This window comes from uncultured Lamprocystis sp. (genome assembly GCF_903933125.1).
Lineage (GTDB): Bacteria > Pseudomonadota > Gammaproteobacteria > Chromatiales > Chromatiaceae > Thiodictyon.
In genome coordinates this window covers 1-14,759 of record NZ_CAIZIZ010000130.1, presented here as the reverse complement: position 1 = coordinate 14,759, position 14,759 = coordinate 1, and the positions used below count along the sequence as shown (strand labels likewise).

The 14,759-nt window shown below is 66.4% G+C and carries 11 protein-coding genes and 1 tRNA gene; 5 read left to right on the top strand and 7 right to left on the bottom strand.

The window, feature by feature from the left end; genetic code table 11:
* Positions 1-281 precede the first annotated feature (281 nt).
* The gene (locus tag QZY03_RS32010) at positions 282-668 is read left to right on the top strand and encodes an Arm DNA-binding domain-containing protein (RefSeq protein WP_366935542.1); all 387 of its coding nucleotides are present in this window, start codon (positions 282-284) and stop codon (positions 666-668) included.
* Between the two features lie 295 nt (positions 669-963).
* The gene (locus QZY03_RS06250) at positions 964-1,461 is read left to right on the top strand and encodes a hypothetical protein (protein WP_295579162.1); all 498 of its coding nucleotides are present in this window, start codon (positions 964-966) and stop codon (positions 1,459-1,461) included.
* A 395-nt stretch (positions 1,462-1,856) separates the two neighbouring features.
* On the opposite strand, the gene QZY03_RS06245 is transcribed toward QZY03_RS06250, so the two are convergent.
* Positions 1,857-3,170, bottom strand: coding sequence for a hypothetical protein (locus QZY03_RS06245; RefSeq protein WP_295579160.1), 1,314 nt, complete (start codon positions 3,168-3,170; stop codon positions 1,857-1,859).
* 76 nt (positions 3,171-3,246) lie between these two features.
* Positions 3,247-4,554, bottom strand: coding sequence for a C1 family peptidase (locus QZY03_RS06240; RefSeq protein ID WP_295579158.1), 1,308 nt, complete (start codon positions 4,552-4,554; stop codon positions 3,247-3,249).
* A 298-nt stretch (positions 4,555-4,852) separates the two neighbouring features.
* Between QZY03_RS06240 and QZY03_RS06235 the strand changes: the two genes are divergently transcribed.
* Positions 4,853-8,197, top strand: a complete 3,345-nt coding sequence (locus tag QZY03_RS06235) for a DNA methyltransferase (protein ID WP_295579156.1) — start codon at positions 4,853-4,855, stop codon at positions 8,195-8,197.
* Between the two features lie 411 nt (positions 8,198-8,608).
* Here the strand turns inward: QZY03_RS06235 and QZY03_RS06230 are convergent.
* The 4 genes from QZY03_RS06230 to QZY03_RS06215 form a co-directional block, all read right to left on the bottom strand.
* Positions 8,609-8,682: transfer RNA gene (locus QZY03_RS06230), tRNA-Gln, on the bottom strand.
* Positions 8,683-8,754: 72 nt separating this feature from the next.
* The gene (gene rpsI, locus QZY03_RS06225) at positions 8,755-9,144 is read right to left on the bottom strand and encodes a 30S ribosomal protein S9 (RefSeq protein ID WP_020506125.1); all 390 of its coding nucleotides are present in this window, start codon (positions 9,142-9,144) and stop codon (positions 8,755-8,757) included.
* A gap of 27 nt (positions 9,145-9,171) precedes the next feature.
* On the bottom strand, positions 9,172-9,606 hold the full coding sequence (rplM, locus tag QZY03_RS06220; RefSeq protein ID WP_295579164.1) for a 50S ribosomal protein L13: 435 nt from the start codon (positions 9,604-9,606) through the stop codon (positions 9,172-9,174).
* Positions 9,607-9,975: 369 nt separating this feature from the next.
* Complete coding sequence (locus QZY03_RS06215) at positions 9,976-10,290, bottom strand: (2Fe-2S) ferredoxin domain-containing protein (RefSeq protein WP_295579153.1); 315 nt, start codon at positions 10,288-10,290, stop codon at positions 9,976-9,978.
* A 132-nt stretch (positions 10,291-10,422) separates the two neighbouring features.
* On the opposite strand from QZY03_RS06215, the gene QZY03_RS06210 reads away from it, so the two are divergent.
* Positions 10,423-11,658: a (Fe-S)-binding protein gene (locus QZY03_RS06210; protein WP_295579151.1), complete on the top strand. Its 1,236-nt coding sequence runs from the start codon at positions 10,423-10,425 to the stop codon at positions 11,656-11,658.
* A 32-nt stretch (positions 11,659-11,690) separates the two neighbouring features.
* A complete protein-coding gene (coq7, locus tag QZY03_RS06205; RefSeq protein WP_295579149.1) occupies positions 11,691-12,335 on the top strand; it encodes a 2-polyprenyl-3-methyl-6-methoxy-1,4-benzoquinone monooxygenase in 645 nt (214 codons plus the stop codon).
* 238 nt (positions 12,336-12,573) lie between these two features.
* On the opposite strand, the gene QZY03_RS06200 is transcribed toward coq7, so the two are convergent.
* A complete protein-coding gene (locus tag QZY03_RS06200) occupies positions 12,574-14,490 on the bottom strand; it encodes an ATP-dependent DNA helicase (RefSeq protein ID WP_295579147.1) in 1,917 nt (638 codons plus the stop codon).
* Positions 14,491-14,759: the final 269 nt, after the last annotated feature.

Sequence of the window (14,759 nt, the reverse complement as noted above, 5' to 3'; positions counted from 1 at the left end):
GCCCCGTAGGAGCCCGCTTGCGGGCGACGTGACCTGCCGGAATCGCGTCATTGTGCCCCCACCCGTCGCCCGCAAGCGGGCTCCTACGGGTTGGATTTTTCGCGGAAATCACCTTAAGTTAGATTGCGGAGCAACAAAAAGCCTTTTTGTTGACTCATGCCCTTATCCTAGAGGCTAAGTCCGACAGGCTGCTAGCCTCGCGGCTAAGCCATCGTCTTTGTTGGCAGGTGGACTAGGATTCGAACCTAGGTTGACGGAGTCGGAGCCTTCGAACCTGGCCGATTTCCCCTGGCTCCAGCCTTCTCCAGCCGGCCCTATCCGGCCCCGCCGCCGCGCCAGCGGCCCCCGCACTGGCTCAAGCGGTCCTTAGGCTGGCTCCGTCGGGATGTGGCTCGGCCCAGCCGACGCACAGCACCCGCGCCGCCAGTTCCGGAGCATACTCCGACACCGAGTGCCCCGGACTCAAGATGCTCGTCAGCCGTGCGGGGCGGAAATTCTGGTACCTGAGATACACCTTCCGCCAGCATCGGCGTGCCATTAAACTTGGCGAGTTCCCCACGACGTCCTTGATCGCGGCCCGGCAGCGGGCCTACGAGCTAAAGGGCCAGATCGACCGGTGCATCGGCCTCGGTCAAGCTTCCGGCCACTTGGGCTCGCCGGGTGCGTAGTCAGGCCATCCTGGCCTGACACCGTCAGGGCTGGAAGCCCTGACTACGCACGCCGCCGGCCGGGACTACGATCAAGGCCGGTGCATCGACCCGCAGGCGGAGAAGCAGAAGGTCGCCGCCATCCCGACCTTCAAGGCGTTCGCCGAAGAGCAATACCTGCCCTACGCCGAACAGACCGGTTGTTGACGCCGGCTCAAGGGCTGCCCAACCTTGCCGTGGACACTTTCGAGTTTGTGCTCGACAATTGAGCGGCATCTCCCCCTATTTGCCAGTCGCGACGTAACGAATCAAACGTATGCAACCGATAGTCGATTACGTCAGTGAGCTCTGTGCCGCCGCTGGCATAGATCAATGCTTCGAGGCATTGGAGCGAGCCGTCGTCCGCCTCGGATTCGACGGCATCGTCTATAGCTCGTATCTCTTGCGCCTGCACCTCACCACCCACCCGAGAGGAGTCCCCACGCTGCTTCAACTGCGTCTCTGCCGCCAGGTCCTGGTCCGACTGCTGGGCCATCCGATCGACGAGGATGCCCGCGACTGGTTCGAGGAGCGCGCCGCGATCATGGAGTACGTGGGTGGCTTGACGCGGGAAGTGGCGCAGGCGCATGCCCGCGCGGAAACCATCGAGTATATGGATCAGCGGCGCCAGCCTCCCGGTCTCCCGCCGGGCCGAGGCCAGCGCGACGGCGCCACCGCCAAAACGGCGATCATCGTCACGACCAGGGGCGCCCGGCCCGGGGCCTGCCAGGACCGGATCAGCGCGGCGCCCCTCAGCCGGCGGAGGGCATCGTAGCGGGCGTCCCGGCTGATGCCCCAGGCCCTCAGGGTCCGCCGGGTCAGGATCACGCTGGCCTCCCGGCACTCGGCCCCCAGCCAAAACAGGGCCATGGCGAGGTGCAGGGTCTTGCCGGGCAGGGCCGCCGCGCGGTTGCACCAGTCGAGTCTGATCGGAGCAGGCGCGGTGTTCGGAAGGGCGATGGACTCGGACATGATCGGGGGCTCGTCGGGTGGAGGCAATCCCCTGTTGCGGACGGGAGGGGTTGGCCGCCTCAGGTGCCGGTCCGATCCGCGCGGATGCATGATCGCCTGGCGGGGCCGAGTCGGTCACCCCGCAGGCGTCAGTATGCTGGTCCGACTAGTCAGGGATCGCGGCGGCTGGCCCCCGGTCTGGGTGCGCCGCCGTGACCGTCATTCGCTGATGCTTGTGGGGGGGAGCGGTAGCGGTACGTACCACACTGCGTTGCTGGGTGTCCCTTCCCAGTTGTAGACGACCAGCGGGCCGGCCTTGATGCACGACTGAACTATCACCTCAATGGCTTCGTTGGTGAACCTAAACACCAGGGTGGTTGCCACACCGTTGACTGCCACTTCGGCAGCCCGCCGATAGTAGCCGAAGTTCCTCCCGGTGATGAGGATCGTTGAATAGCGGCTCCCGCCCTTTTCGATTTCGCTATAGGTGTATCCCGTAACGACGGGGGTATCGGCTCCGCCGGGGACCATGATCGAACAGTCGCGGACGTACCGGCGCACATAGGCGTAGCTCAGCCAGAGATACCCGTGCATGGCGCCATTCCATCGCGGCCCGCGTGAGTTCACCATCAGGAAACCGCCCCGATGTTCCGCCCCGCGTCCGGTGGGGTTGATCTGGTCGTTGTAGCCGACGAGTGCGACCCCGACGCTTGGATCGATGCCCGGTTGCGTGGCGGGGTCGAAGTAGCGGGCCGGAGGGTTGGTGTCGCCCGGGAAACCGGGGTGGCTGCGGGGGTCGAGCCGACAACTCAATACGAATCCGTCCGCCAACCAAGCCTTGGCGTTCTCGGTCGGGTTGTCATACGGCCTGGTAGGGATGGCATCGCCGTTATCCCACAGGGCCGCGTGGCGGCTGATGCGATAGGGCAGCGCCATTTCAAGCTGGTTGGCAGTCGGTTCGACGACCGGTCCGAGCGGGTTGTAGGGCATCTCGGCCCGGTCGACCGTGCCATCGTTCTGGAGGATCTGATAGACATCGTCGGGGCCGCCGGCCATTTGCATCGCGCGGACAAAGGCGACGCTGCCCTGATGCTCCGGGTTGTTCAGGTTCCACGCGGGGTGTCTGAAATGTTTCAGCGACTGCGACAGCTGGTAGTAGGCGGTGGCAAAGATGACGGAGGTTGACACGCCCAAGTCACCCCGGTCGGCGACGGGAGGCAACTCACCGCGCAGGTCCACCGCCTTCGGCAGCCGGGTCCCGAGCCGCCTGGAGGGGGGGGCGTAGGGCGAGCGGTCGATGATCCGCGTGACTTCGTCCAGTATCCTTTGGGCCTCCTGCGGCGACAGCGGCCGGCTGGTGGGTCCCCGGGACCAGAGATCGGGACCTAGATCGTCGATCACCGCGGCGGCGCCGGCACTCGGGTCGCGTCCGTTCGGGTACCCGACCTGGGTGCCGGCCGCGGCGGGCTGACCGGGTGGCAAGGCCAGGGCGGCCAGGAACAGGGCGGTGGACAGGACGGCGGGGGCTTTCATAGATGGACTCCTTGGCGTGGTGTGCCCGGCAGACGTGCCTGACCGGACGCCCGGTCTGGACGCGCCGCCGCGGCCGTCACTTGGCGGTGGCGGTGGGGGGTGTGTAGCGTATGGGCTTGCTGCGGGTACCTTCCCAGTTGTAGACGACCAGCGGACCAGCCTTGACGCCCGGCTGCGGTGTCACCTCGATGGTGTCGTTGGTGAAGCGCCAGACCGTTCCGGCGGCCACGCCATTGAATTCCACCCCGGCCAAGCGCCGCAGGCTACCGAAGTTCGTCCCCGTGATGATCACCGTCGGCTGGCCTTCTTGGTTGCCCTGGGTATATCCGGTGACCTCCGGGTTCGCGGCCCCACCCGGCACCATGATCGAGCAGGCGCCGACGTAGCGGCGCACATAGGCGTAGCTCAGCCACACATAGCCGTGCATGCTGCCGTTCCATCGCGGTCCATGCGAGTTCACCATCAGGAAGCCGCCCTGATGCTCCACCCCTTGCCCGGCGGGATGGATGTGGTCGTGGTAGCCAACCAGGGCCACCGCGTGTCCGGGGCTGAAACCTGATTGCGTGGGGGGGTCGAAAAAGACGGTTGGTGGGGTACAGTCGCCCGGGAAACCGAACCGTTCGCCGGGGTCGATGCCGCAACTCAGCACGAATCCGTCCGCCAGCCAAGCCTTGGCGTTCTCGATTGGATTATCATACGGGTCGTTGACGGTCTTCGTCCCGTGATCCCACAGCGCGGCGGAGAGACCGATCCGATAGGGCTTGGCCGCTTCCAACTGGTCAGGAGTCGGGCGGTTGGTATAGGTCTCTAGCGAGTCGAATGGCATCTCGGCGGTGTCGACAGCGCCTTTTTCCCGCAGCACCCGATAGACGCTTTCAGCTTCGCCTGATCCACTCTGAGTGGCGAGAAACGCGACGCTGACCTGGTGCTCCGGGTTGCTCAAGTCCCAGGCGGGATGTCTGAAATGCTTCAGCAACTGGGTCGCCTGATAGTAGCCCGTGGCAAAGGTGGCACACAATTGCGACCACGTATCCCCCTGTATGGCGACCGGGGGGAGTTCGTCGCGCAGATCCACCGACTTCGGCAGCCTGGTCCCAAGCAGCCTGGACGGCGGGGCGGAGGGCGAGCGCGCGATGATCCCACTGACCTCCGCGATAATGCGATCGGCCTCTTCGGGTCGCAGCGGCCGTCTGGCGGGACCGTGAAACAAGACCCCGGGGTCGCGATCGTCGATCACCGCGGCACCTGCGGCACGACAGTCACGGCCCCGGCCGGAGGATTCCGCGTCATGGTGGTCGGCGGCGGCTGTCTGACCGGGCGCCCAGACCAGGGCGGCTAGCAGCAGTCCGGCCCAGGCAATGGATAGGGCGGTGGGCTTGCTCATGGTTCGACTCCTTCCCGTGTTGTGCGTGCCTGGCAGATGCGCCGTCGCAGCCGCCCCGGTGGTGAATGTCGGCGAGTCATCCGAGCGGCTTGGTGCGCCTTGACCCACGCGTCCGACCGTCCGACGACAGCCTGGGTAGGGTTATAGCAGCAAGCCGATGGGCTATCCGTGTCCCGGTCCACACCCGCGAGCGAAATAGCATGTTGCGGGCTCTAGACCCGTCGATGGGCTACCGAATCCGCCCCCAAAGGAGGATCATCGCGGCACTGCCATCGTAAGACCAAGGACCGACGCCTGTATGTCCGCCACCGACCACCTGAAGCCGCTGTTTAACGCGCGCCTGCTTGACGATGCCCTCCGCGAGATCCCCAAGGCGCTTGATGATGAGCAACGTCGGATCGCCGCAAGCTGGGCCGCCAGCGCGGCCAGTGGCGCCCTGGTGGGCCAGAAGGAGAAGCCCCTCCAGGGGCAATTTCTGAGCGAGGTCTTCGACCGGCTGCTCGGCTACCGCCAGATCGTCGGCGCCGATGGCACCCACCACATGGAGCCCGAGACCAGTTCCACGTCCGTGAAGGGCTATCGCCCTCCCGACGCCCGCCTCGGCTGGTTCGGTGCAACCGCGGATAGCACACGAGGCGTTATCGAACTCAAGGCGCCCGGCGCCGACCTGGACGCCAAGCAAGGGGTGAACTACGGCAAGCTCACCCCGGTCGAGCAAGCCTTCGGCTACGCGAACAAGGTCGATGGCTGCCGCTGGGTCATCCTGAGCAACTTCATCGAGGTCCGGCTGTACCGCACCGACCGCGGTCAGGGCTACTGTCAGCGCTTCGCGTTGGCGGACTTGGTGGACCCGGATCGCCTCGCCGCCTTTGTGTTCTTGCTCCACCGTGACACGCTGTTGGGACCTGATCCCACGGTCCACAGTCCCGTTGAGCGTCTGGCGGACCACACGCATGTCGAGCAGGAGCGCATCACCAAGGCGTTCTATGTCTTCTATCGGGACCTGCGCCTGGACCTGTTCTATCAGCTCCGGGCCAACAATCCGCCGTTGAGCGCCGAGCCCAAGGAGGTCCACGAGGTCCGCCTCTTGGAGCTGGCGCAAAAGCTCCTGGACCGCTGCCTGTTTATCTGCTTCTGCGAAGACACCCGCCTGCTGCCGGCGAATGTGCTGACCACGGCCCTCACGGCAAAGACGGAAGGGTTCGTCCAGGTGTCGCGCTGGCAACAGCTCTGCGGGCTGTTCGCCGCGGTGGACACGGGGTACCCGCCGATGCAGATTAATGGTTACAACGGCGGCCTGTTCGCCAAAGACCCGGCCCTCGACGCCCTGGTCGTGACCGACGCGAGCCTGGACGGCGTGCGCAGCCTTGCGGACTATGACTTCGCGTCCGACCTCAACGTCAACATCCTGGGCCACATCTTCGAGCAGTCCATCACCGATCTGGAGGCGATCCGCGCCGAAATTCGCGGTGAGGTTGCCGACAAGGACCGCTCGCGGCGCAAGCGCGACGGCATCTTCTACACCCCGGATCGGATTACCCGCTTCATCGTGGCCCGTACCATCGGCGGCTGGCTGGAAGCGCGCTATGCCGAAACCGAGGCCCGCCATCGCACCGGCAAACCTGGGCCGCTCGCCAAGGAGACCCGCCTGAAGGTCTGGTACGACTATCTGGAGGTGCTGCGCCAGATCAAGGTTCTGGACCCGGCCTGCGGGTCGGGTGCCTTTCTGGTCGCGGCCTTCGACTACCTGAGGGGCGAGTACGAACGGGGCAACCGCGCCATTGCGGAGTTGACGGGGCAACACGGGCTCTTCGACCTGGATCGCCAAATCCTTCAGGAGAACCTGTTCGGCGTCGACCTGAACCAGGAGTCGGTCGAGATCACCAAGCTGAGCCTCTGGCTGAAGACGGCGCGGCGCGATACGCCATTGAACAACCTGGACGGCACCATCCGCTGCGGGAATTCGCTGGTGGAGCCGCCGGGTCCGCAGGCCCCTCGGGCGCTGGTCGATGCCTTCGCCAGTCTGCCCGTGGACGCCCGTGACTTCGATTGGCGAGTGGCCTTCCCCGGCGTGTTCGCCCGCGGTGGCTTCGATGTGGTGGTGGGCAATCCCCCTTACGTCCGGCAGGAGCGGCTGGGACCCTTCAAGCCCTACCTGGCCCAGCGTTATGCCAGCTACAACGGGGTCGCCGACCTCTATGTTTACTTCTACGAGCGCGGCCTGGAATTGCTCGCCCCCGCGGGCAAGCTGAGTTACATCGTTACCAACAAGTGGCTGCGAGCCGGCTACGGCGAACCGCTGCGCCGGTTCTTCACCGAGCGCGCCGAGATCGAGGAGGTCGTGGACTTCGGGCACGCCCCGATCTTCGAGGACGCCGACACCTTTCCGTGCATCATCGTTGCCCACCCGCGTCCCGCAACGCCGGCTACCCCCGACAAGCCGCCCCTGGTCCAGGTATGCCCGGTCCCGCGCGACCGCTCCACCGAGTTGTCGCTGGACAACTACGTCCATGAGCATGGTTACCCGGTACCCTGGAGCCGCTACGGCGCCGCGCCCTGGAGCCTGGAGCCGCCGGAACTGGATGGGCTAATGGGGAAGATGCGGCAGCGCGGGGTTCCGCTCGCGGAGTTCGTCGGAGCGAAGCCCCTCTACGGGATCAAGACCGGGCTGAACGAGGCGTTCCTGATCGACGACGCCACCCGCGCGGCCCTGATTCGCGATGATCCGGGCTGTGCCGGGATCATCAAGCCCTACCTGCGCGGGCAGGACATCAAGCGGTGGGTGCCGGACTGGCAGGGGCTCTGGATGATTGTGCTTAAGTCCAGTGGCAACCATGCCTGGCCTTGGAGCGGATCGGCCGACGACCCCGAGATGGTGTTCGCCCGAACCTATCCGAGCCTGTTCGCGCATCTGATGCCGTTGCGAGAGCGGCTTATGGTTCGACAGGATCAGGGCCGGCATTGGTGGGAGCTGAGGTCCTGCGATTACTACACGGCATTCGACGTCCCCAAGATAGTCCACACCGATATCGCGTGGCGGCCCCAGTTCGCCTATTCGGATACCCCGCTCTACTTCGTCAACACCTGCTATTTCTGGCCGACCACAGACCTGTTTGCCCTTGCGGCGATGAACTCACCGCTGCTGTGGGCTTACATGTGGCGGAATGCCCAGCACGGAAAAGATGAGGCTCTGCGTTTGTTCAACTCGTTCACAACAACCCTGCCCATCGCCGACCCGACACCGGAGATCAGGACCGAAACCGAGGATGGTGTCGCGGCCTTGCTCGCCCTGGCCCAGCAGTCTCAGGACCAAAGCCGCGAGCTGCTCAACTGGCTGCGTCTGGAACTGGCCGTCGCTCAGCCCGGCCAACGGTTGGAGGCGTTCGCGGACCTGACGGGAGACGACTTCGTGGCCGAGGTCCGCAAGCGCCGGCCCAAGGGCACCCCGCGCCTGAGCCCGAAGACCATCACCGAACTGACCGAGACCCACCAGCACTACACCGAGCCCGAGCGGGTGCGTGCTGCTCAGGTCCGCGCCCTGGAGGGTCGGCTCTCGGACCTGGTCATCCAGGCTTACGGCCTGACGGACGAGGAAATCGATTTGCTGTGGCGCACGGCACCGCCCAGAATGCCGATCGTGTAGAGAACCGTCCTGTCGGCTCGCTGGAGCGTCTGAACGGTCCGGCCTGTACTCGTCCACGGCCGCCGTGCCCCTGACCATCGTCCGCGGCCTTGGCCCCGAACGGTGCCGTTCCGACCCGCCGCCCGGAGTCTCCCGGCGGTCGCCGCCCTGCCCGTCCCGTGCGGGTCGATGGGCTCGGACCGATATCATGTTTTTGATACTCGCGGGCACACAAAGCTAGCGGGAGTCATGCCGGCGCCGCCCGCCGCCGGTCGGGGCGTGGTGATCCGCCGCGGACACAGGACCGGATTGTCCCCGCCGATGCGCCCGGAACCGGACATAACTGGTTCCGTCGGGACGTGCCTCGGCCCGGTATTCGCCCGGAGCCCAAACGAAAAGGGCCTAGCCTCGCGGCTAAGCCCTTGTCTTTGTTGGCTGGGGGACTAGGATTCGAACCTAGGTTGACGGAGTCAGAGTCCGTAGTCCTGCCGCTGGACGATCCCCCAATTGAAAACTGGCGAGTGACAGCAACGCGTGAACGGGGCCGCACAACCCCGCCCACGTGCCACCCAAGCGGGTTAGCGCTTGGAGTACTGCGGACGCTTGCGCGCCTTGTGCAGACCGACTTTCTTACGCTCGACTTCACGGGCGTCGCGGGTCAGGAACCCGGCGCGGCGCATGGGCGAACGCAGTTCTTCATTATAGAGCACCAGGGCGCGGGCAATGCCGTGCCGGATGGCGCCGGCTTGTCCGGTGTTGCCGCCGCCGACGACCGTGGCGTTGACGTCCACGCGCTCGAGCAGACCAGCGGCATCCAGGGGCTGACGCACGACCATCCGGGCGGTCTCGCGACCGAAGAATTGGTCGAGCGGGCGGCCGTTGACCGAGATCTGGCCCGAACCCGTGGTCAAGAATACCCGCGCTGCAGAAGTCTTGCGGCGTCCGGTGGCGTATTGAGTCTCCGACATGGTCCTGTTCCTAAACCTTTGTGATAGCTAGCAATCGAGTTCAAGGATCTGCGGCTGTTGGGCCTGGTGACCGTGTTCGGCCCCGGCATAGACACGCAACTTCCGGAACATGGCACGGCCCAGCGGGCCGCGGGGCAGCATGCCCTTGACGGCGATCTGGATGGCACGCTCAGGCGCCTGCTCCAGCATCGTGCCCAGGTTGGTCGACTTCAGATGACCCACGTAGCCGGTATGGCGGTAGTACATCTTGTCCTCGAGCTTATTGCCCGTGACGCGAACCTTACCAGCATTGACGATGACGATGAAGTCACCGGTATCCACATGGGGCGTGTATTGGGGCTTGTGCTTGCCGCGCAGCCGCAATGCCACTTCACTGGCCAGACGGCCAAGCGTCTTGCCCTCAGCGTCCACCAGGTACCAGGCACGGCGTACCTCTGCCGGTTTGGTGCTCACAGTCGTCATCATGATCCGATATTCCCCGTACCGCGCTCCCGCGACAACCCGGCGTTAATCCCGGCAGTCATCGCAGGCGTGAATTCTTTGAGCCGAAGCGTGAAAGACCGCCAACTATACGGGACTGAATGGGGGTGCGCAACCCCGGATTATGGGCGACAGCAGTTCCGAATTTGGGTGGCCGCCACCAACAACGTGCCGGCCGCAAGGCTGATGGTGGATGCGCTGCGCTTATCCACCCTACAAAACCGGCTCGGCTGTAGGGTGGATAAGGCGCGCTGTTCGATGTCAGGAACCCGGCACGTCGGTCGCGCGCGCCGCATCCACCAGGGGCCGCGCGATGCCGCCCAAATTTGGAATTGCTGTCAGGGCGCGGATTCAGCCAGGCAAGCGCAGCCGCTCGACGATGCGCCCGTTGACCAGATGCTCGGTCAGGATTTCTTCCAGATCCTCCTGGTCCACATAGGTGTACCAGACGGCCTCCGGGTAGACGACCAGCACCGGTCCCTCGGCGCAGCGGTCGAGACAGCCGGCGGTGTTAATCCGCACGCCGCCCGGTCCGGTGATGTCGAGTTCCTTGGTGCGGCGCTTCAGGTGATCGCGCAGCGCCGGTGAGCCGCACTCGGCGCAGCACTGGCGGCCGTCCTCGCGCTGATTGGTGCAGACAAAGACATGATGCCGGTAGTAGGACATGGCGGACCTCCCCACGGGATACGACGGTTCGGAGCGCGTCCTTCATGCAGCAGCGGACGCGCGGGAAGGGTACCATGTCTGCCGATCCTCATCCTCTGCTCTGCACGCTTCAGACCTGCCATTGGACTCGATGTGACTCCAGACCAACTTCTTGGCCTCGCCGATCAGTGCGTGAAGTGCGGTCAGTGCCTGCCCGTCTGCCCGACCTTCGCCAAGCTGGGAAACGAGGCGGATTCGCCCCGCGGGCGCATTTCGCTGATCCAGGGCTGGGCCGGCGGGGCGCTCGCGCTGAGCCCGACCCTGAACGGTCACCTGGATGGCTGCCTGGGCTGCCGCGCCTGCGAGTCGGCCTGCCCGTCACTGGTGGACTATGGCCGGCTGGCCGACGGCGCCAAGGCGGCGCGGGTCGCCGCCGGCTCGCCGCTGCGCCGGGGGTGGTTGCGGCTCTGGCTCGGGCTGCTCACGCGGTCGCGCCTGACCGACCGCCTGGCGCGGGCGACCCGGTTCTACCAGCAGTACGGACTCGCGCGGCTGGTCGAACGGACCGGGCTGGCCGACTGGCGTGCGCTGCGGCCGCTGCACCGCTTGGCGCGGGCGATCCCGGCGGCGGCTGCGCCGGTGACCGCGGGCGACGGCGGCGCGGCCGACCTCGAGATCTTCGTCGGCTGCATGGGCGGGCTGGCCCAGGGACGCGCCATCGCCGCCACCCGCGCCCTGCTGCGCCGGCTCGGTCTCGCGGTACGCATCCCGACCGCCCCCGCCTGCTGCGGCGCCATCCACCGTCACAACGGCCTGCCGGTGGATGCGGACCAGCGGCGCGACGCCTGTGTCCGCACGCCGGGGGACCCGCCGCTGGTGGGGCTGGCCAGCGCCTGCGTCGCCGAGTTGCGGGAGGCCGCGGGCACCGGCGACACGCGGGAACTCTGCGACTGGCTCGCGCCACTGCCGGCGCTGAAGACCTTGGCGTTCCTGCCGCTGCGGCGCCGGGTTCTGGTCCACGAACCCTGCTCTCATCGCAACCTGCTGGGCGGCAACGCCGCGGTCTATCGGCTGCTGCAGCGCATTCCGGAGCTTGAGGTCCAGCCGCTCCCGAACAACCAAACCTGCTGCGGTGCCGCCGGTACCTACCTGCTCCAGCAGCCGGCGATGGCCGCGTCACTGCTGGCCGACAAGGTGGCGGCGAGCGTCGCGGCGAGCGTCGCGGCGGGAGCGGACCTGATCGTCACGACCAATCCCGGCTGCGCCCTGCATCTGATCGCGGGGATGCGGGAGGCCGGGTGCGCGATCGAGGTCTGCCATCCGGTCGAGCTGTTGGCGCGCCAGATGATGCCTATTGAACCCGACGCGCAGACCACCCAAACTGGTTGATCAGTTCACAGCATCAATGCCGGATGATCTTTATGACGACCCGCGACTACACCCCGATCGACCGCCTGATCCTGAGCGCCGACAATGCCCTGCGGACGCTCTTCGGCCAACCGCGGACCACTGAACGACCGAATCCGGCGGCGCCCTTCGATGACGCGGATCTCGGCGAGCAGGAGCGTCGGCATGTGGCACGGCTGATGCGCATCAACCACACCGGTGAAGTCTGCGCCCAGGCGCTGTATCAGGGACAGGCGCTGACCGCGCGACTGCCGGAGACGCGCAAACGGATGGAGCGTTCGGCCCAGGAAGAGAACGATCACCTGGACTGGTGCGCGTCCAGACTCACGGATCTGGGAGATCGCAAGAGCCTGCTGAACCCGCTCTTCTACGCCGGTTCATTCGCCATCGGTGCCGCGGCGGGGCTGGCCGGGGATCGCTGGAGCCTGGGATTCGTGGTCGAGACCGAGCGCCAGGTGGAAGACCATCTGGATGAACACCTGGATCAGGTCCCGGAGTACGATGAGCGGACCCGCGCGATCCTGGAGCAGATGAAAACGGACGAGATTCACCACGCCCAGGTGGCCAAGGCGGCGGGCGGGGCTGAACTGCCGGCGCCGATCCGGGCCGCCATGCGGCTGACCTCGCGGCTGATGACCCGCACGGTGTATTGGCTGTAGTGGTGCGTCAGAAAGAAATCAAACAATGAAAGTCGCGCAGCGACCCGTGAGAGCGGCGTCCCGCCGCGACGGGGCCTCGCGCACTATCGCAGCGTTCGCGGTCACCGCGGCACCGCATCGCGGCGGGACGCCGCTCCCACGGGGATATAGCCTTCGGGCGTGATTACCGGAGGTAGGGGCGGGTTTCAAACCCGCCCCTACACGAAAGTCTGTCTGGATATCAGGTGCGAACGCTATATCAAGGCGCCGCCGGCTCGGCAAAAAAGGCGCGGACCTCGGCGATGTCGCGCGTGCGCGCCATCGGCGGCAGACTGGCCAGAAAGGTGTGTCCGTAGGACTTGCGCAGCAGGCGCGGATCGCACACGACCAGAACGCCCCGGTCACTGCTGCCCCGGATCAAACGCCCCGCGCCCTGCTTGAGTGCGATGACCGCCTGCGGGAGCTGATGCTCCGCAAAGGGGTTGCCGCCGCCGCGGCGCAGCGCCTCGATCCGCGCGGCCAGGACCGGATCGCCGGGCGAGGCGAACGGCAAACGGTCGATGATGACGCAGGACAGGGCCTGACCGGGCACGTCCACCCCTTCCCAGAAGCTCGCCGTGCCGAGCAGCACCGCATTGCCCAATTCACGGAACCGCCGCAGGAGTTCGCCGCGCGGGGCGCTGCCCTGGATCAGGAGCGGATAGGGAATGCGGCCGGCGAGTCCGTCAGCCACCTCACGCAAGGCGCGATGGCTGGTGAACAGCAGGAAGGCCCGGCCCCGGGTGTAACCGACCAGCTCGCACGCCAACTCGAGTACCGCGGCGTTGTAGCCCGGATCGGCGGGCTCCGGCAGCCCGCGGGGCACGAACCAGAGGGCTTGACTCGCATAGTCGAAGGGGCTCTCCAACCGTGCGGTACGGGCCTGATCGATGCCGAGTTGCCGGGAGAAATGCGCAAAGCTGTCGCCGACCGCCAGGGTGGCCGAGGTGAAAATCCAGGCGGCCTGATGGCGGCCGATCTGCTGGCGAAAGACCGCGGCGACGTCCAGCGGAGTCTGGTGTAAGCGAAAGCCGCGGCCCTGCACCTCGAACCAGCGCACCTGATCGGCACTCAATTCAGCCATCAGCAGCCCAAGCCGCGTCCTCAGGTCAGTAGCCCGTCCCAGGCAGGCATCCAGCCCCTTGCCTCGCCCGGCGAGCGACTTCAACCCCTCGGCCAGCGCGTGCAGACGCCGCGCCAGCGCCTCCAGTGCGCGCACCGCCTCCGCATCGGCAGTCAGGTCGTGCCAGGGACCGCGCCGGTCGTGGTCACCCAGCGCCAGGCGCAGGTCTTGCGCGGTCCGGCGCAGGCCCGCGGTGAGCTCGAGCAACTCCGGACAATCGCCGGCCTCCCGCTGGTATTCCAGATCGGTATCACGAACCAGGTCGAGCAGTTGTCGGCCACTGACCAGCACGCCGAAGAAGCCGGCAGCGATCTCGGGGAGTTGATGCGCCTCGTCCAGGATGAAGCAATCCGCCCCCGGCAGGATTTCGCCGAAACCCTCGTCCTTGAGCGCGAGATCGGCGCAGAACAGGTGATGATTGACCACCACCAAATCCGCGGCCTGGGCCTCGCGGCGGGCCGCCGCCAGGTGACAGTCCTGCCATTCCGGGCAGGTCTGACCCAGGCAGTTGTCGCCGGTGGAGGTCACCGCGGGCCAGACCGGCGCGTCCTCGGGGAGCGCCAGTTCGGCGATGTCGCCGCGGTGGGTGGCCTTGGACCAGTCCTGCACCTGACGCAATTGCCGGCGCAGATCCGGGTCACGCCGGGTAGGGTCATCGACGGCGAGCTTGAGACGGTGACGGCAGAGGTAATTGGCGCGCCCCTTGAGCAGCGCCGCCCGCACCGGCAGCCCCAGGACGTCACGCACCTGCGGCAGATCGCGATGAAAAAGCTGATCCTGGAGGTTGCGGGTGCCGGTCGAGATCAGCACCTTGCGTCCGCACTGGAGCACCGGCACCAGATAGGCGAAGGTCTTGCCGGTGCCGGTGCCGGCCTCACAGATCAGTGTCTCGCCCGCTTCCATGACCGCGGCGATGGTCTCGGCCATCGCCTGCTGGGGCGCCCGGTGGGTGAAACCGGGCAACCGCTGTGCCAGCAGTCCGCCCGGCCCGAAGATATGCGCGAGTGAGGTCATCGGCGCGGCGCGCCCTCAAGTTGCAAGCGCGCGCCGACACGAACGCCCTGCGTCAGGGACCGAAGCGGGGGCCTTGGTCATGGTGGCCGACGCCCGGGCGTCACACGCTGGAGGTCGAGACCAGATGCGATGTCGACCGGCGAACGGCCATGAAAGGACTATCAAGCCACCCCGGAAGATGAAAGTTCCCCGTGGGAGCAGCGTCCCGCCGCGATGGGGCCGGGCGCGTAACCCCACCGTTCGGGGTGACCGCGGCATCCATCGCGGCG

Bases quoted from the DNA above. Each gene is read 5' to 3' on its own strand.
- QZY03_RS06245 (WP_295579160.1), bottom strand. From the start codon at position 3,170: ATGAAAGCCCCCGCCGTCCTGTCCACCGCCCTGTTCCTGGCCGCCCTG.
- QZY03_RS06215 (WP_295579153.1), bottom strand. From the start codon at position 10,290: ATGTCCTACTACCGGCATCATGTCTTTGTCTGCACCAATCAGCGCGAG.
- QZY03_RS06200 (WP_295579147.1), bottom strand. From the start codon at position 14,490: ATGACCTCACTCGCGCATATCTTCGGGCCGGGCGGACTGCTGGCACAG.
- QZY03_RS06240 (WP_295579158.1), bottom strand. From the start codon at position 4,554: ATGAGCAAGCCCACCGCCCTATCCATTGCCTGGGCCGGACTGCTGCTA.
- QZY03_RS06235 (WP_295579156.1), top strand. From the start codon at position 4,853: ATGTCCGCCACCGACCACCTGAAGCCGCTGTTTAACGCGCGCCTGCTT.
- rplM (WP_295579164.1), bottom strand. From the start codon at position 9,606: ATGACGACTGTGAGCACCAAACCGGCAGAGGTACGCCGTGCCTGGTAC.
- rpsI (WP_020506125.1), bottom strand. From the start codon at position 9,144: ATGTCGGAGACTCAATACGCCACCGGACGCCGCAAGACTTCTGCAGCG.
- coq7 (WP_295579149.1), top strand. From the start codon at position 11,691: ATGACGACCCGCGACTACACCCCGATCGACCGCCTGATCCTGAGCGCC.
- QZY03_RS06250 (WP_295579162.1), top strand. From the start codon at position 964: ATGCAACCGATAGTCGATTACGTCAGTGAGCTCTGTGCCGCCGCTGGC.